Source organism: Paenibacillus hebaui, from assembly GCF_051934385.1.
Classification (GTDB): Bacteria; Bacillota; Bacilli; order Paenibacillales; family Paenibacillaceae; genus Paenibacillus.
Genome location: NZ_CP196836.1, coordinates 6,744,956 through 6,758,711 on the forward strand (window position 1 = coordinate 6,744,956; position 13,756 = coordinate 6,758,711).

11 protein-coding genes are annotated in these 13,756 nt (G+C 48.1%); 4 read left to right on the forward strand and 7 right to left on the reverse strand.

The genetic code is table 11. The features are described 5' to 3' along the window. Positions 1–9 precede the first annotated feature (9 nt). The 5 genes from ACR32F_RS30335 to ACR32F_RS30355 all read right to left on the reverse strand — a co-directional run bounded on the left by ACR32F_RS30335 (position 10) and on the right by ACR32F_RS30355 (position 6,028). Positions 10–903 carry an ROK family protein gene (locus tag ACR32F_RS30335; RefSeq protein WP_440113986.1) on the reverse strand — a complete coding sequence of 298 codons (894 nt, stop codon included), beginning with the start codon at positions 901–903 and terminating at the stop codon, positions 10–12. 19 nt (positions 904–922) lie between these two features. After that, on the reverse strand, positions 923–2,404 hold the full coding sequence (locus ACR32F_RS30340) for a glycoside hydrolase family 32 protein (RefSeq protein ID WP_440113989.1): 1,482 nt from the start codon (positions 2,402–2,404) through the stop codon (positions 923–925). A 99-nt stretch (positions 2,405–2,503) separates the two neighbouring features. Next, positions 2,504–4,111, reverse strand: coding sequence for an ABC transporter substrate-binding protein (locus ACR32F_RS30345; RefSeq protein WP_440113992.1), 1,608 nt, complete (start codon positions 4,109–4,111; stop codon positions 2,504–2,506). Positions 4,112–4,206: 95 nt separating this feature from the next. Then, positions 4,207–5,088, reverse strand: a complete 882-nt coding sequence (locus tag ACR32F_RS30350) for a carbohydrate ABC transporter permease (RefSeq protein WP_440113995.1) — start codon at positions 5,086–5,088, stop codon at positions 4,207–4,209. Positions 5,089–5,104: 16 nt separating this feature from the next. Next, positions 5,105–6,028, reverse strand: a complete 924-nt coding sequence (locus ACR32F_RS30355) for an ABC transporter permease (RefSeq protein ID WP_440120061.1) — start codon at positions 6,026–6,028, stop codon at positions 5,105–5,107. Between the two features lie 476 nt (positions 6,029–6,504). Between ACR32F_RS30355 and ACR32F_RS30360 the strand changes: the two genes are divergently transcribed. The 3 genes from ACR32F_RS30360 to ACR32F_RS30370 all read left to right on the forward strand — a co-directional run bounded on the left by ACR32F_RS30360 (position 6,505) and on the right by ACR32F_RS30370 (position 9,274). Beyond that, positions 6,505–7,566 carry a LacI family DNA-binding transcriptional regulator gene (locus tag ACR32F_RS30360; protein ID WP_440113997.1) on the forward strand — a complete coding sequence of 354 codons (1,062 nt, stop codon included), beginning with the start codon at positions 6,505–6,507 and terminating at the stop codon, positions 7,564–7,566. A gap of 346 nt (positions 7,567–7,912) precedes the next feature. Next, positions 7,913–8,830, forward strand: a complete 918-nt coding sequence (locus ACR32F_RS30365) for a hypothetical protein (protein WP_440113999.1) — start codon at positions 7,913–7,915, stop codon at positions 8,828–8,830. A 54-nt stretch (positions 8,831–8,884) separates the two neighbouring features. Then, positions 8,885–9,274 (forward strand): methyl-accepting chemotaxis protein, encoded by a 390-nt coding sequence (locus ACR32F_RS30370; RefSeq protein ID WP_440114002.1) that lies wholly within the window; start codon positions 8,885–8,887, stop codon positions 9,272–9,274. 141 nt (positions 9,275–9,415) lie between these two features. Here ACR32F_RS30370 and ACR32F_RS30375 read toward each other — a convergent pair whose 3' ends face one another. After that, positions 9,416–10,369 carry a nucleoside hydrolase gene (locus ACR32F_RS30375; RefSeq protein ID WP_440114005.1) on the reverse strand — a complete coding sequence of 318 codons (954 nt, stop codon included), beginning with the start codon at positions 10,367–10,369 and terminating at the stop codon, positions 9,416–9,418. Positions 10,370–10,641: 272 nt separating this feature from the next. Continuing rightward, a complete protein-coding gene (locus ACR32F_RS30380) occupies positions 10,642–12,873 on the reverse strand; it encodes an MMPL family transporter (RefSeq protein ID WP_440114007.1) in 2,232 nt (743 codons plus the stop codon). A gap of 178 nt (positions 12,874–13,051) precedes the next feature. Here ACR32F_RS30380 and ACR32F_RS30385 point away from each other — a divergent pair, with 178 nt between their 5' ends. After that, entirely contained in the window at positions 13,052–13,675 is a 624-nt protein-coding gene (locus tag ACR32F_RS30385; RefSeq protein WP_440114009.1) for a TetR/AcrR family transcriptional regulator, read from the forward strand. The last annotated feature ends 81 nt before the right edge of the window (positions 13,676–13,756 follow it).

Consider the following 13,756-nt stretch of genomic DNA (forward strand, 5'->3'; position numbering starts at 1 on the left):
GATCAAAAACTATGAAACCGACATGGCATGTTGCTGTAATGCTTCCAAACCCAATGCGAGGGCACCGCATAGTCCTGCGTGCTGGCCCAATCCGGGCTGGACAATGTACTGATCGATATGTTGCGTTATTGGAGCTGCATTCACATACCCATTCAGATTCTGTACAACCCGCTCCCGGATCATGGGAAACAGATGATTTTGCTGCATCACTCCACCGCCCAAGATGACCTTTTGCGGCGAATGAAGCAGAATGGCGGTTGTAACGGACTCTGCAATGTAAAAGGATTCGATCTCCCACGCCGGGTGGTCTGCCGGCAGTTCACTGCCAGGACGCTGCCAGCGGGCCTGAACGGCTGGCCCTGCAGCCATGCCCTCCAGGCAGTCGCCATGATACGGACATAATCCGGCAAAGTGATCCTCCGGATGCCTTCTCGTCCGGATGTGCCCACCCTCAGGATGCAATAATCCATGTACACGTTTGCCTCCTGTCACAAGTCCAATCCCGACACCTGTGCCGATGGTGTAATACACACAGTTGTCCAATCCTTGCGCTGCTCCCCAGGTGACTTCTCCCAGGGCAGCTGCATTCACATCCGTATCCCATCCAAAGGGAACCGGGAATTCACCCTTCAAGGTTCCGACAACATTGCAGTTTTCCCAGCCCGGCTTCGGGGTCGTTGTAATGTAGCCATAGGTGGGACTATCCGGTTGCAGATCAATGGGGCCAAAGGAGCCGATGCCGATGGCTGCCACTCCTTTATCCCTGAAATAATCAATAACCTTCGCAAGTGTGGTGTCGGGATGTTCCGTTGGAAAGCTGCACCAATCTTCAATTCTTCCTTGTTCATTCCCTATTCCACACACAAACTTTGTTCCGCCCGCTTCGATGGCGCCTATCCGCATCTTCCCGTCCCCCTTGCGCTCATTTGGACTGATCTTTGGCTTGGATGGGGGATAGTTCGTAGATATGAAGCGAATTGATTATCATATCATTCTGTTCGGCATGAACAGAGATTCCCTTGGAGCCCGCATCCGGATAGATCAGATCGGTAATAACCGCTTGACCATCATTGGCAAATACCTCTACGGAGGCATGATCGACAAAGATACGCAAACGTTGAGTACCACTCACCGCTGTTAACCCGGCCGCATGGCGACCCAGAAAATGCTCATGGAAATCGATGATACCTGATCGACTGCGATCCACGTATACTTCACCCTGATTAGCGTCTACGCCTACAAGTGTTTCGTTATCTGTGCCACTTCGTAATGCAAATTGTACGGAGGATGCAGAAGACCATTCCGCATCAATCTCATAGTTCACAAGCTGCAATGCATTCAACTGCTCACTCACTTGTCTGATGGACACATCCTGAAGGGACAATACGGGCTTACGAGCCTGCTCCAGCTCACGTGCAGGACGCTGAACCAGCATGACTTCTCCGTCCCTTGTCTCTAATGCCAGCTCCCTCGCAATCGTCATTGCGCCGCGGTAATCTTCGGTTGGCGTCTGGTTGGCATACATCCAGTTACTCATCCAGCCCATAAACAGGCGTCTGCCGTCTTCTGCCGGAATGTCGGACCAACTGACCCCTGCGTAGTTATCCCGGCCATGATCAAACCAGCGAACGGTATGCGAAGCTTCATCCGGAACAAATGTAATGCCATCAAATTCTCCAGTGAAGTACTGGGTTCTGGAGCCTTCCTTGAAAGCAGGATCTGCACCAATGCTGACGAGCATCACCCATTTTTCCTGACTCGAATCGCCGTCCACGGTCAGCGGGAACAGATCAGGACACTCCCAGACGCCATCATGCGAACCGATCCCTGCGCCGAATTCACTGCCCAGTGTCCAATCCTTCAGATCGGGAGAATGGTACAGACATACCGTTTGACCACAAGCGATAATCATGATCCATTCCTGGGTCTGCTCATGCCAGAATACTTTGGGATCACGGAAATCCACAAACGACTCATGCTCCAACACTGGATTGCCCTCGTATTTTATCCATGTTCTGCCGCGATCCTGGCTGTAAGCGAGACTCTGCTTCTGAATCGGATGATCGTTTGGCACCTCCTGATGATGGGTGAAAATAGCTACCAGTCCTGGCTCATCGTCAAAGAATCCGGAAGTATTGTTCCAATCCACCACCGCACTGCCCGAAAATATCATGCCATGTTCATCCGGCGCCAAAGCCACAGGAAGCTCTTCCCAGTTAACGAGATCCCTGGTCACCGCGTGTCCCCAATGCATCGGTCCCCATGTTGTGCCAAACGGATGATGCTGATAGAACAAGTGATACTCGCCTTTGAAAAACACCATGCCATTGGGATCATTCATCCACTTCTCCTTGGGTGAGAAATGATAGACGCCCCGGTAATCAGATGTTGAAATAGTAGACATATCGGTTTACTCCTTCGGATCAAACCGTTGAAGAGAAAACGCTGCATCACTCACGCAACCTGCTGTTAAGTAGGACAGCGTCTCCCCAACCGGTTTGTTTTATTTGTTGTTGCGGTCATATCCCGCTTGTTTAATCTGAAGCCATTCTTGCAGTCCAAGACGATCCAGCTCTTTCAGATAAGCATCCCACTCCTGGTCGATCTTTCCGTTCTGATACCATTCTGTGCGCATACGCAGCACATAGGCGAACAGATCAGTCTCAATCGTGGAGAGGCGGTCAAGTTCATCAATGGAGAAGAACACGCTTGGATAGACGTTTTCCGCTTTCATATGTGGAACCATGTATTTGTCGAGAAGCTCCATACGCCATGCCGCGTCTTCCGGTTTGGTTGTGTATTTGTCGTAGTAACTGTCGAGAATCGCCAGCGGTCCTGCAATACTCGTTTTTTGTCTAAGCTCCACAGGTGCAGCGCCTTCCAGCGGAAGATGCTTCAGCATGCCCTTGGCTTCATCCAATTCGAAAATATTCTGCTGTGTCTCATCGCCGTAAGTTCCCCAGTTGTTCTGTACCGATTGGAGCGGATCGTACAATTGGTCTACCCACTTCGCTGTCGATTCCAGGTTTTTGTTGCTGCTCGTAACCACCATGCGTCCCCGGTCGAGACCGATGCCGTTTGTTCTTGTCACATTGGCCTCGCCACTCGGTCCGGCAACGGGAGGCAGAACATCATACGTATCATTCATGCCTGTAATGTTGGCCTTATCCCAAGTGAAGTACATGCCATACTTGTTGTCTTTGCCCTTGGCCAGATACGTATTCCAATCCTGCTGATACGCTTCTACATCTACAAGACCTTCCTGAACCAGTTCGTGAATGTATTGGACCGCTTCCTTGTAACCTTCATCAGCTGCCGTAAAGACCACCTTTCCTTCATCGGTCACCACGGTATGGTCCCAGTTCTCCCCGAGTCCAAATGCCGCAAAGAGAAAGGTCAGGTCTTCTCCGCCCGGTTTGTTAATGAAGGACAACGGAATTTCGTCTGCCTTGCCATTGCCGTTTGGGTCCTGGGTTTTGAACGCAATCAACACTTCTTTCAGCTCTTTGGTTGTCGTCGGCATCTTTAGTCCGAGTTTGTTCAGCCATTCCACATTGATCCAGGGCAAGTTATCCACCGCCTGAATCCGTTGTTTGCCACTGCCGAGTTCCTCGATCCAGGGAAATGAATAGATATGTCCGTCCGGAGCTGTGATCATGCTCTTGTATTCGGGAGCTTCCTCCAGCACCTTTTGCAGATTGGGCATGTGTTGCTCAATCAGGTCTTCCAGTGGAATGATGGCCCCATCCTTCGCCAGTTTCAGGAGATCATAATCCCCGTAACCTGCGTCAAAAATGGCATCCGGCAAATCACCGCTGGCTATCGCCAGGTTTCTTTTTTCCGCAAACACATCACTTGTATAGTTTTTCCAGTTGATATGCACATTGGTCTTCTCTTCAAGTCTCTTGTTGATCAGCTTCTCGTTGGGATCAGCGGGGGCCAGCGGAGAGCTCTGGGTTATAAAATTCAATGTCACTTTGCCATCAGGTGACTGGGCTTCACTCGCTGCACCGCCTCCACCCCCACCACAGGCCGAGAGCAGAAGCATGGCAGACAGCATGGAAATGGATGCGGTAGTAACGGCTTTTCTGGACTTGTTCATTTTTTTCATGGTAATGACCTCCGTGGATTATGTTGGGTCAAACTTTGCCATTTTTAGCGGGCCAAACTTTGCCATAATTCTGGCTGTTCATTATTTGAGCGTCATTATTTGAGCGAACCTACCATGACACCTTTTTCGAAATATTTCTGAAAGAACGGATACATGATAATGAGTGGCAGACTCGAAATGACAATAGCTGAATATTTGATCATTTCCGAGAGGCGTTTCAGTTCCGCCATGGCAAGCTGATCACTGATCATACCCGGTGCAGCCTGATTCTGGATCAGAATGGAACGCAGTACGAGCTGTAACGGATGGAGATTCGGATTATCCAGATAGATCATGGCGTCAAAATAGGAATTCCACTGCCCCACAAACGCGTACAATGCGAGTACAAAAATGATGGGTTTGGACAACGGAATGACGATCTGGAAGAAAATTTTCATCTCGGAGGCGCCATCCACATTGGCGGCTTCTTTCAGTTCCCGCGGTACCCCTTTGAAAAAGGTTCTGGAGAGAATGATGTTCCAGACGTTGACTGCGCCAGGAATGATAACGGCCCACACGGTATCCAGCATGCCGAGATTACGGACAAGCAGATATGTGGGGATCAATCCGCCACCGAAGAACATTGTAATGATGAATATGATCATGAAAAATCCGCGTCCTGCCAGCCTTTCATCCGACAAGGCATAGCCTGCAAATATGGATACGGTTACGGTCAGCAATGCAAAGGAAACCGAGTACAACACCGCATTTGCAAAACCTCGGATCATGGCCGGATTGGACAAGATCATCTGATACCCATCCAGGCTCCAGTCGGATACATTGAAGGACAATCCGCGGTTCAGCAGCACAGTCGGGTCCATGAATGAGGCAACAACGATGTAAATCAGGGGGACAACCACAACCAGTACAGCACAGGTAAGAAAAATCGCGTTCAGTGCGAGGATCAGACGATCCAGTCCCGTATGTTTGACTACCATGAATAACATTCCTTTCTTAATAAAGACCTTCGCCTTCATTCAATTTCTTCACGATCAGATTCACAGTAACCAGCAATATGACATTGATGACCGAGTTGAACAATCCGACAGCGGCAGAGTAAGCGTAATCCCCGGATTGCAAGCCCACCTTATAAACATACGTGGCAATAATCTCGGAGGAAGGCAGGTTCATGGACGTCTGCATCAGGTAGGCCTTCTCGAATCCAATGGACATGATCCCGCCAGCGGCAAGAATAAATACGATGGCCATAATCGGACGAATGGTCGGAAGATCGATGTGGCGAATACGCTGAATAAGATTTGCTCCGTCCAGATTGGCCGCATTGTGAAGTTCCGGATCAACATTGGCCAAAGCTGCAACATAAATGATGGAAGCCCAGCCTGCTCCGGTCCAGATATCTGACAAAATGTATATCCATCGGAAATATTCAGGCTCGGACATGAACATGATCGGCTGACCGGTAATCCATGTAGCGAATTGGTTAACGGGCCCTGTCGGTGATAGAAAGATAAACAGCATACCCACAACGACAACAACCGATATGAAGTTGGGTGCGTACAGAAATAATTGGATATTTTTCTTCACGCCGGCTTTACGTACCTGATTGAGCATGAGAGCAAGCAAAATGGGCACCGGAAAGCTGAATATTAATCCAAAAAAGCTAAGTTTAAGCGTATTCATAAAAATGACGTCAAAATTGGGCGATGCCAAAAACTTCTCGAAATGCTTCAGTCCTACCCACTCACTGCCCATGATACCTTTAATCGGACTAAAATCCTTAAATGCGATAATGGCTCCGTACATCGGGATGTATTTAAAGATAAGGGTCAGGATCAGAGCTGGTGCGAGCAACAAATACAAAAAATAGTTCTTTTTGAGCTGCTGTATCTTGTGACTGGTCGATGTCCTCTCTTTCAACGCCCTTCCTGTACCCTTTTTGGTATCCACTGTGTTATCCAACACATGACCTCCGTTCATTCCTGAAGTTGACAATTGTTTGTAGTAAGGGTTTTCAATATTTACAATTGATCATTTAATAATTTACAATTTAGCAGGTAATATAGGCATTAGTCAATACTTTATGTAAAAAATTATTTGTGCATTTGATAACATTTTATGTGTGTTCTCCGTACTGAATGTCCATATAAATGCATATATAATGCTTGTTCAAAGGTTTAAAACTCATCTTCCCCCTATGAACAATACGGGAGGAGAGAACTTACCCGTATATATAGCGGGGACTATAAATACATATATAAGCGAAATATCTGAATCGAAATGTAAACTTAATTGTGCATATGTAAAATTAAGATTGCTATTTGCTCTGATCTATTATACATTTGACTTAGATAATACTATGGACGATCATTTGATCATTAGAGGTGAAGCACGAGATGGCAAAAGAAAAAGTTACGATTCAGGACATAGCTGATGCATTGGGCATCTCTAGGAATACGGCCTCCAAAGCCCTGAATGACAGTGGGAATATTCCGGAGGAGACACGTAATCGTGTCATTAAGAAAGCAATTGAACTTAAATATAAACAGTTCGCCTATATGGAAAGTGAGCATGTTCTAACCAAGGCCCCACGTAATATCGCCCTGTTAACGGAAAACCTGCCCAATACGTCCCATTTTGGTTCGTTGTTGATCAGCGGCCTGGAGAAACGAATCAGTGCAGAGGGGTACAATCTCTCCATCCATATCGTGCGTGAGATTGATCAGGATTCACTTACACTTCCCAACAATTTTGATACTTCCAATGTGGACGGTATCATTTGCATCGAGTTATTCGACCTGAATTACACTAAGCTTATTACCGATCTAGGAATTCCCACGATCTTTATCGATTGCGCTTCCAACATATGTTACCCGGAATTTCATGCAGACCTGCTGCTGATGGAGAACGAGCACAGCATATATCAGGTAACCCGAAATTTAATTGAGAGCGGCTACAACAATATTGGATTCGCCGGGGATTACAATCATTGCAAGAGTTTCAATGAGCGTTGGGTAGGATATCACCGAGCCATGCTGGAAGCAGGTTTGCAAGTCGATCTATCCCATTGTATTGTGGATGATGACCGCCTTTTCTTCTCGAAGCCTGGCTGGTTGAACAAGCGAGTGGCAGAGCTGAAGTCGCTGCCTGATGCGTATGTATGCGCTAATGATTTTATCGCTGTTGAGCTGATCCGGGCACTGCGAGCGAGGAATGTTACCGTACCGCAGGATATTGCCATATGTGGATTCGATAACGCACCTGAATCACGGATTATTGAGCCAGCATTAACGACGGTTCATATCTACAGTAACGAGATGGGCATCAAGGCTGCGGAGATGCTGTTATCTCGAATCGATAACCCAGCACAGCCTTATCAGGTCTCACATATCGTGACCAAACCGATCATCAGGGAATCCACGCCCACACTAATGGGAGCCAATCCACAGACTGTCTAACTATCACATAGACCTCTTTAAGAAAACGGTTATCGCCGTGATTCAAAGAGGCCAGAATGCGTTTAGCGGATTTTCTCCTTACAACATCAGGAAGATGATGCTCTGGAGTTTAACCTATTCGATATTATAAAAAAACAAATAACCGTATCTTTCACGTAGAATAGAGCGTGCAGGATACGGCTATTTTTATAGGGGTTTATCGATGCCCTTCCTCCAATCCAACACATTACATGTGGAAAATATTGGATATTAATTCCATCGAAACATAGACAAACTTCGTCATCAAACGTTAAAATGAGACACAATGTCTATATCATCTTAATTTATGAAATTGGAGGCTCATGCCATGAAATGCCCAGTATGTAATCACGAAAATGGAAATGCCAGTTTTTGCGAGAGGTGCGGCTCTGATCTGACTCAATCTACCCCATCTGCCAAACCTATCCTTGATAAGAAAGCCGCTACTGCTGCCGAACCCAAATACACCCGTTGGTCCAGCACGCAATCTGCCTCTTCTCATGCCCCAGTCCCATCCAACACACCTTCTGCTTCCACATCCGAACAACCGGTTTCCGAATCGTCAAGCACAAGTGGTCACTCGTCTGCAGGGGACAACATCTCCAATCAATGGAACAACATTGTGCAAAATGAGAAAGTTCAGCAAGCCAAAGAAGTAAGTAAACAGTATCTATCCTATTTCCTTAGCGTATTGGCCCGTCCGTATCAGACCATGAAAACCGTAGGTGAGCAGCATTCACTGAACGGATGGCTGACGATGGCTCTGATTGCAGTTCTATCCTCTACATATTTTTTGATTACATTTAGCCGTATGGACATGGAAGGGCTGTTCATAGGCGGGTTTATTAGACCGCTGCTGTTCACCGCCATTTCCCTGATTGTAGCTATTGCACTGATGTATGCCATATTGAAAATGGAGAAAATAACGTTCCGCCCCAAAACACTGGTTGCCCAGTTTGGTACATTGCTCGTGCCTGCTGTAGCATCTCTTGTTCTGGCGAATCTATTCATTATGATCTCCTATTCCATCGCCATCTTCTTCCTCGTTGTCGCATACGTGATCATTTTTGTGGCTCTTAACACGGTACTGTTCCAGTATCCGCTGAATCGTTCCAAAGCTGTCATCGACAGCATGTACAGTGTGCTGATTGCCAACGTGGTATTGCTTTTTATTCTGTATCGTTTGCTGGCTATCACGATGATTGGACTGATTAGTCTGATGTTTCCTCCATTCGGTCGTCTATAGTATTCACATATCTAAAAGCTTTGGAGGCTCTCCCTGCTAACGCGAGGAGGGCATGTGACTGAACTGATCGCCGAGATTACACGCCAGACATCCGTATTGTCAGCGCACATGTCGGCCAGCACGACAGAAGTCCAGTCCGGTCTCGTTGTGGTTCAAGAAGCCGGACGTTCGTTCTCATCCATTCACTCAGGAATTGATACTATTAATGAACGGGTGCATGAAGTATCTGCTGCTTCCGAGCAATTATCGGCGAGCGCCGAAGAAGTATCTGCTTCCATTGAAGACATGGAGCATATCTCGCGCGAATCCTCTTCAAGTATTCAGAAAGTTTCAACGGCTACTGGCAGCCAGCTGCAATCCATGGATGAGATGAGTGAATCTGCCGAGTCTCTTCGGGTATTATCCAGTGAATTGAACGGTTTGATAAGCCGTTTCAAAATATAGATGAGGCTCGTGGTGGGACAAAGCAGCCCAGCTCACCAAAAACCAAAAAGCCGCAAGGCGAGTACCGGGGGTATCCCGGCTTCTCTTCCTGCGGTTTTTTGGTTATTATTTTAATGGAGGCTGGCCTCGCGGCTGCCTGAATTAATAACGCTGCGGAGCAGCTTTTTTACCCAAATCCGTCATGTACGTGAAGAACGCTTCTGGATCGGTATCATACACCAGTTGTACTGGACGTCCGTCTGCTTGCTCCACCGTACGGCCTTGGCTTGGACCATCCGGGATCACAATACAATTGACCGTCTTCTTCTTCACGATATCCTCGCGACCAACAGAAGCCGTTGTCAACACATCCCACAGATAGTATGTGGAATTTGTCTCACTGTACACCAGTGGCGGACATCCTGCGTAACAGTTCCCAAGGAAATCCACGCCTTCAAAGCGACGCTCTGCAGCCCAACGGTTACGAACAGCAGGTGTAAGAGGTACTTTGTTGGTGCTTTCCAGGGCAACCAGATCAATCTGGATCCCGCTCTGCCATACACGGTAAGCCGCTTCCGGGTCCCAGAATACGTTCCATTCCGCTGTGCCATCATGCTCAGGCTCTTCCACGTTTCCTTTTTCGAATGTGCCACCCATCCACACCAGCTTGCTGATCTTCTCTTCGATGTCTGGTGCTTCGTCCAGTGCACGCGCCAGGTCCGTCAGAGGTCCTGTGAACAGAAGCAGCGTTTGCCCTTCGGTGTTGCGCACTTTCTCGATCAGATGCTGGTGGGCCGGAATGGCAGAGAGTGGAGCTTCCATTTTGCCGGACTCGTTCAGTACTGGAAGTGCATCTACATAGAAGGAGTGCAGTCTCCAAGCTGCTGGAAACGGATTTTTACCTCTGGAATTGGATTTGGATACCTCTACGGAATATGTACCGAAACGATCGATAATTTTACGACTGGCATCTGTTGCTGGCTCCAGATATCCGTCAGCAGGAATAACCGATACTCCGGTTACATTTACATTGTCCATTTGCAGAAGCATAAACAGCGATACGAGGTCATCCACGCCGCCGTCATGGTTAAAGTACACGTTAAGTTGGTTTGTCATGATTGTTTTCATCCTTCCCCTGGTTGTCCCATTGATGTTCATTCATCCGTCTGCCCAGGCCGACGCTCCCTCTATTATGTCCCAAAACCCTGCGCTACGTAAACCTTACACCTCCAAACAAAGCAGGAAACACGCCTTATTCAGCGGATATTTTACAGTTCCACCATTCCATCTCAGATCTTGCCCAATCTAACCTCCAATATTGAAAATAGTAAAAAGACAAGGACAGCAGGCTTGAATCCCCACTGTCCTTGTCTGAATCCATCCATCGATTACATGGATTGATTTTGTTTCTCTTCCGATTTCTCAGCAACAGGCATGTACTTGCCTGGCCAGAAGGCCCATTTGCCCAGCAACGCTGTAATGGCAGGCACCATGAACGGACGAACAAGGAACGTATCGAGCAACACACCCGCAGCCGTGATAATTCCGAACTGCACCAGTACTTGAATTGGCAATGTTGCCAGTACCGCGAACGTGCCTGCCAGAATCAGACCTGCGGAAGTAATGACTGATCCAGTCTCGCCCACACCTTCCTTGATGGCTTGGCGAAGCGGCATTATTTTGCGTTTCTGCCAGATGCTTGAGATCATGAAAATGTTATAGTCCTCACCCAGAGCCACGAGGAATACAAAGGAATACAGCGGAATCGCTCCCTGAATGGCTTCTGCCCCTAGCCCATAGTGGATAATGAGCCAGCCCAGACCGAGTGCCGAGAAGTAGGACAGGACTACCGTGGCAATCAGATATGCCGTCGCTACAATAGAGCGCAAGTATAGCAGCAGTAGCAACGTGATCATCCCAATGACAACCGGAATAATGATGCTGGCATCTCGCTCTCCAGTGACTTCGATGTCATATTGTTCAGCTGTCTGACCGTCGATCCAGACATGGCTGTCCACACTCGTTATTCCGGCATCTTTCAGTGCCTGTTCTGCCGTTGCCCGCAGATCCGGAATATGCTGCATGGCCTCCATCGAGTATGGATTCAGATTAAATTCCACATCGTAGGCCGTAATGTTAGCATTCTCCGCACCCTGCTTGGCGTCACCAACCTTGTTTACATAATCCAACGCCTCAAGGCGCTGTTTCAGATCGGTTTCTTTTCCCTCGGTATCGATAATCACTTTCGCCGGAGCCAGCTCCCCTTGCGAGAACTGTCCTCCAATAACCGTGAAACCTTCGCGAGAAGGAACGTCCTCCGGGAAGGAAGATAACAGGTCATACGTGAATTTGATTTGGCTTGAAAAAGCAGCCAGTCCACCTAGCAACACCAGCGTGATCGCCAGAACCGTCCAAGGTTTGGTGACCACGGTACGACCAATCCAGCTTTCCTTTATTTTGCGCGGAGCAGGAGCAGGTTTGCCTTTTTTCTTCGCACGTTCCACTTCCATGTCGTGCGTACGCGGTACGAACGGGTAGAATGAACCTCGACCAAAGATCGCCAGCAAAGCCGGAACCAGCGTCAGACTCGCAATAAACATGATAAAGATGGATAGACTGAATGGTACGGCAAAACGGTGATACGCACCGTATTCAGCGAGCAGCAGTACCAACAGCGCTGCAACAACCGTGAATCCGCTCATGGCAATCGCACCGGATGATCCGGTAATCGCCTGGAACAATGCTTTCTTTTTGTCCGGCTCATGATAGAGAATCTGGCGGAATCTGGAGATCATGAACAGGCAGTAATCCGTTCCTGCACCGAACAGCAGCACCGTCATAATCGAGATGGACTGCGCATCCACCGTAATCCAGCCCTGATCGGCCATAAACCCAAGAATCGGACTGGTCACCATATAAGCGAATCCAACCGCAATAATCGGGATAATCGCCAGTACTGGCGAACGGTAGATCAGCAGCAGCAGCACAAGTACCAGTACAACCGTTGCAATCAGCAAAGATACATCAGCCGATGAGAAGAGGCCACTCGCATCGACAGATATGCCCACCGGTCCTGTGACACGTGCACTTAGGGCGTTGACGTCGTCTATAGCCACATCAAACGGATTGGACCCGAAGATATCTTGTGTGTTCTGTTCAAGCGCTTCAATGCCTTCCTTCAACTGTTCCGACTCTGCACCCTTATTGAAGAAAAGCGGCATCACCAACGTGCTTCCGTCTTCCGAAAGCTGGCCTTTCAATGCCTGTGGCGGCAATTGATAGAGTGGCACAACAGATTGTTGTTGCTCAACCGGATCTTGGTCCAGTCGCTCCGTTAATGCCTGAATGTTCTGAATCTGCTCATCCGTCAGGCCTCCAGCTTGACGCCATACAATGAGAGCGGGGAGTCCTTCGCCACCAGGAAATTCTTTCTGGGCAACCGCGGCCGCCTGTACCGATGGTTTGGACTCACTCAAATCCTGTGCGTTATTCGTTTCACGATCGCCTACAGCAGGCCATACTACACCTAGAACAATCGCGATGATGATCCATACTAACAGTGTAATCCATTTGCTTCGTTTGCCAGCGACCCAACGGCCGTAACCCGAGCCTTCCTGCATTGTCTCTTCATCTCCCTATTATGTTTCTATGAAGCCGTATTTATGTGATAGTATAGAAATGAACCACGGGTCATAGTATAATTAATTAAATTATATATACCAGAAGGTTAATTATGCAATCCCTAATTTTGTGAACAATTTTCCACAGCAAACATGACAAGTAAAGAGGTATGCAACCATGAGCAAAAAAACAAACCCGCCCCGCTCGCCGGGCAGACCCAAAGCCGATGTCGACCAAGCATCCGCTCAGTCGAAAATATTGATGACCGCCTCACGTCTGTTTATGGAATACGGTTACGAACCCGTGTCTCTCCAGCAGATCGCTTCGCTATGCAATGTAACCAAGGCATCCATCTATTATCACTTCTCCAGCAAACCCCAGCTGTTCACCGTTGCCATCACTCGCATGATGGCGATGGGCATGCAGCAGACCGCTCTTCGGCTGGAGGAACCAGGTACGCTGCAAGAACGGTTGATCAAGGTTGCGGAAGCGAAGATGCAACATTCACATATTGAAACGGAGACCATGATGCGAGAAGCCGAGAAGCATCTAAACATAGAACAGCTCACCCAGATCAGGGAAGCCGAGAACCGTATCTATGAAGTACTTGCCACCCACTTCCAGCGGGAGATGGATAGCGGTTATTTGCGACTCGCCAGTCCCATGCTGCTTGCCCATGCGTTTACGTCTTTGCTGATGCTGGCGAACCGCGAAGATGTACACAACATGCATGCAACTATTGCCGATCTGGCACAGGAACTGGTAGCCCTGTTTCTGGATGGAGCCGTTCATAGCAAGTGAATATAGACTGAGGATTCACAGCAACCCACGCCAAAAACCATCGGTCAAATGAGCTAAACCCACTCTACCGATGGTTTTATT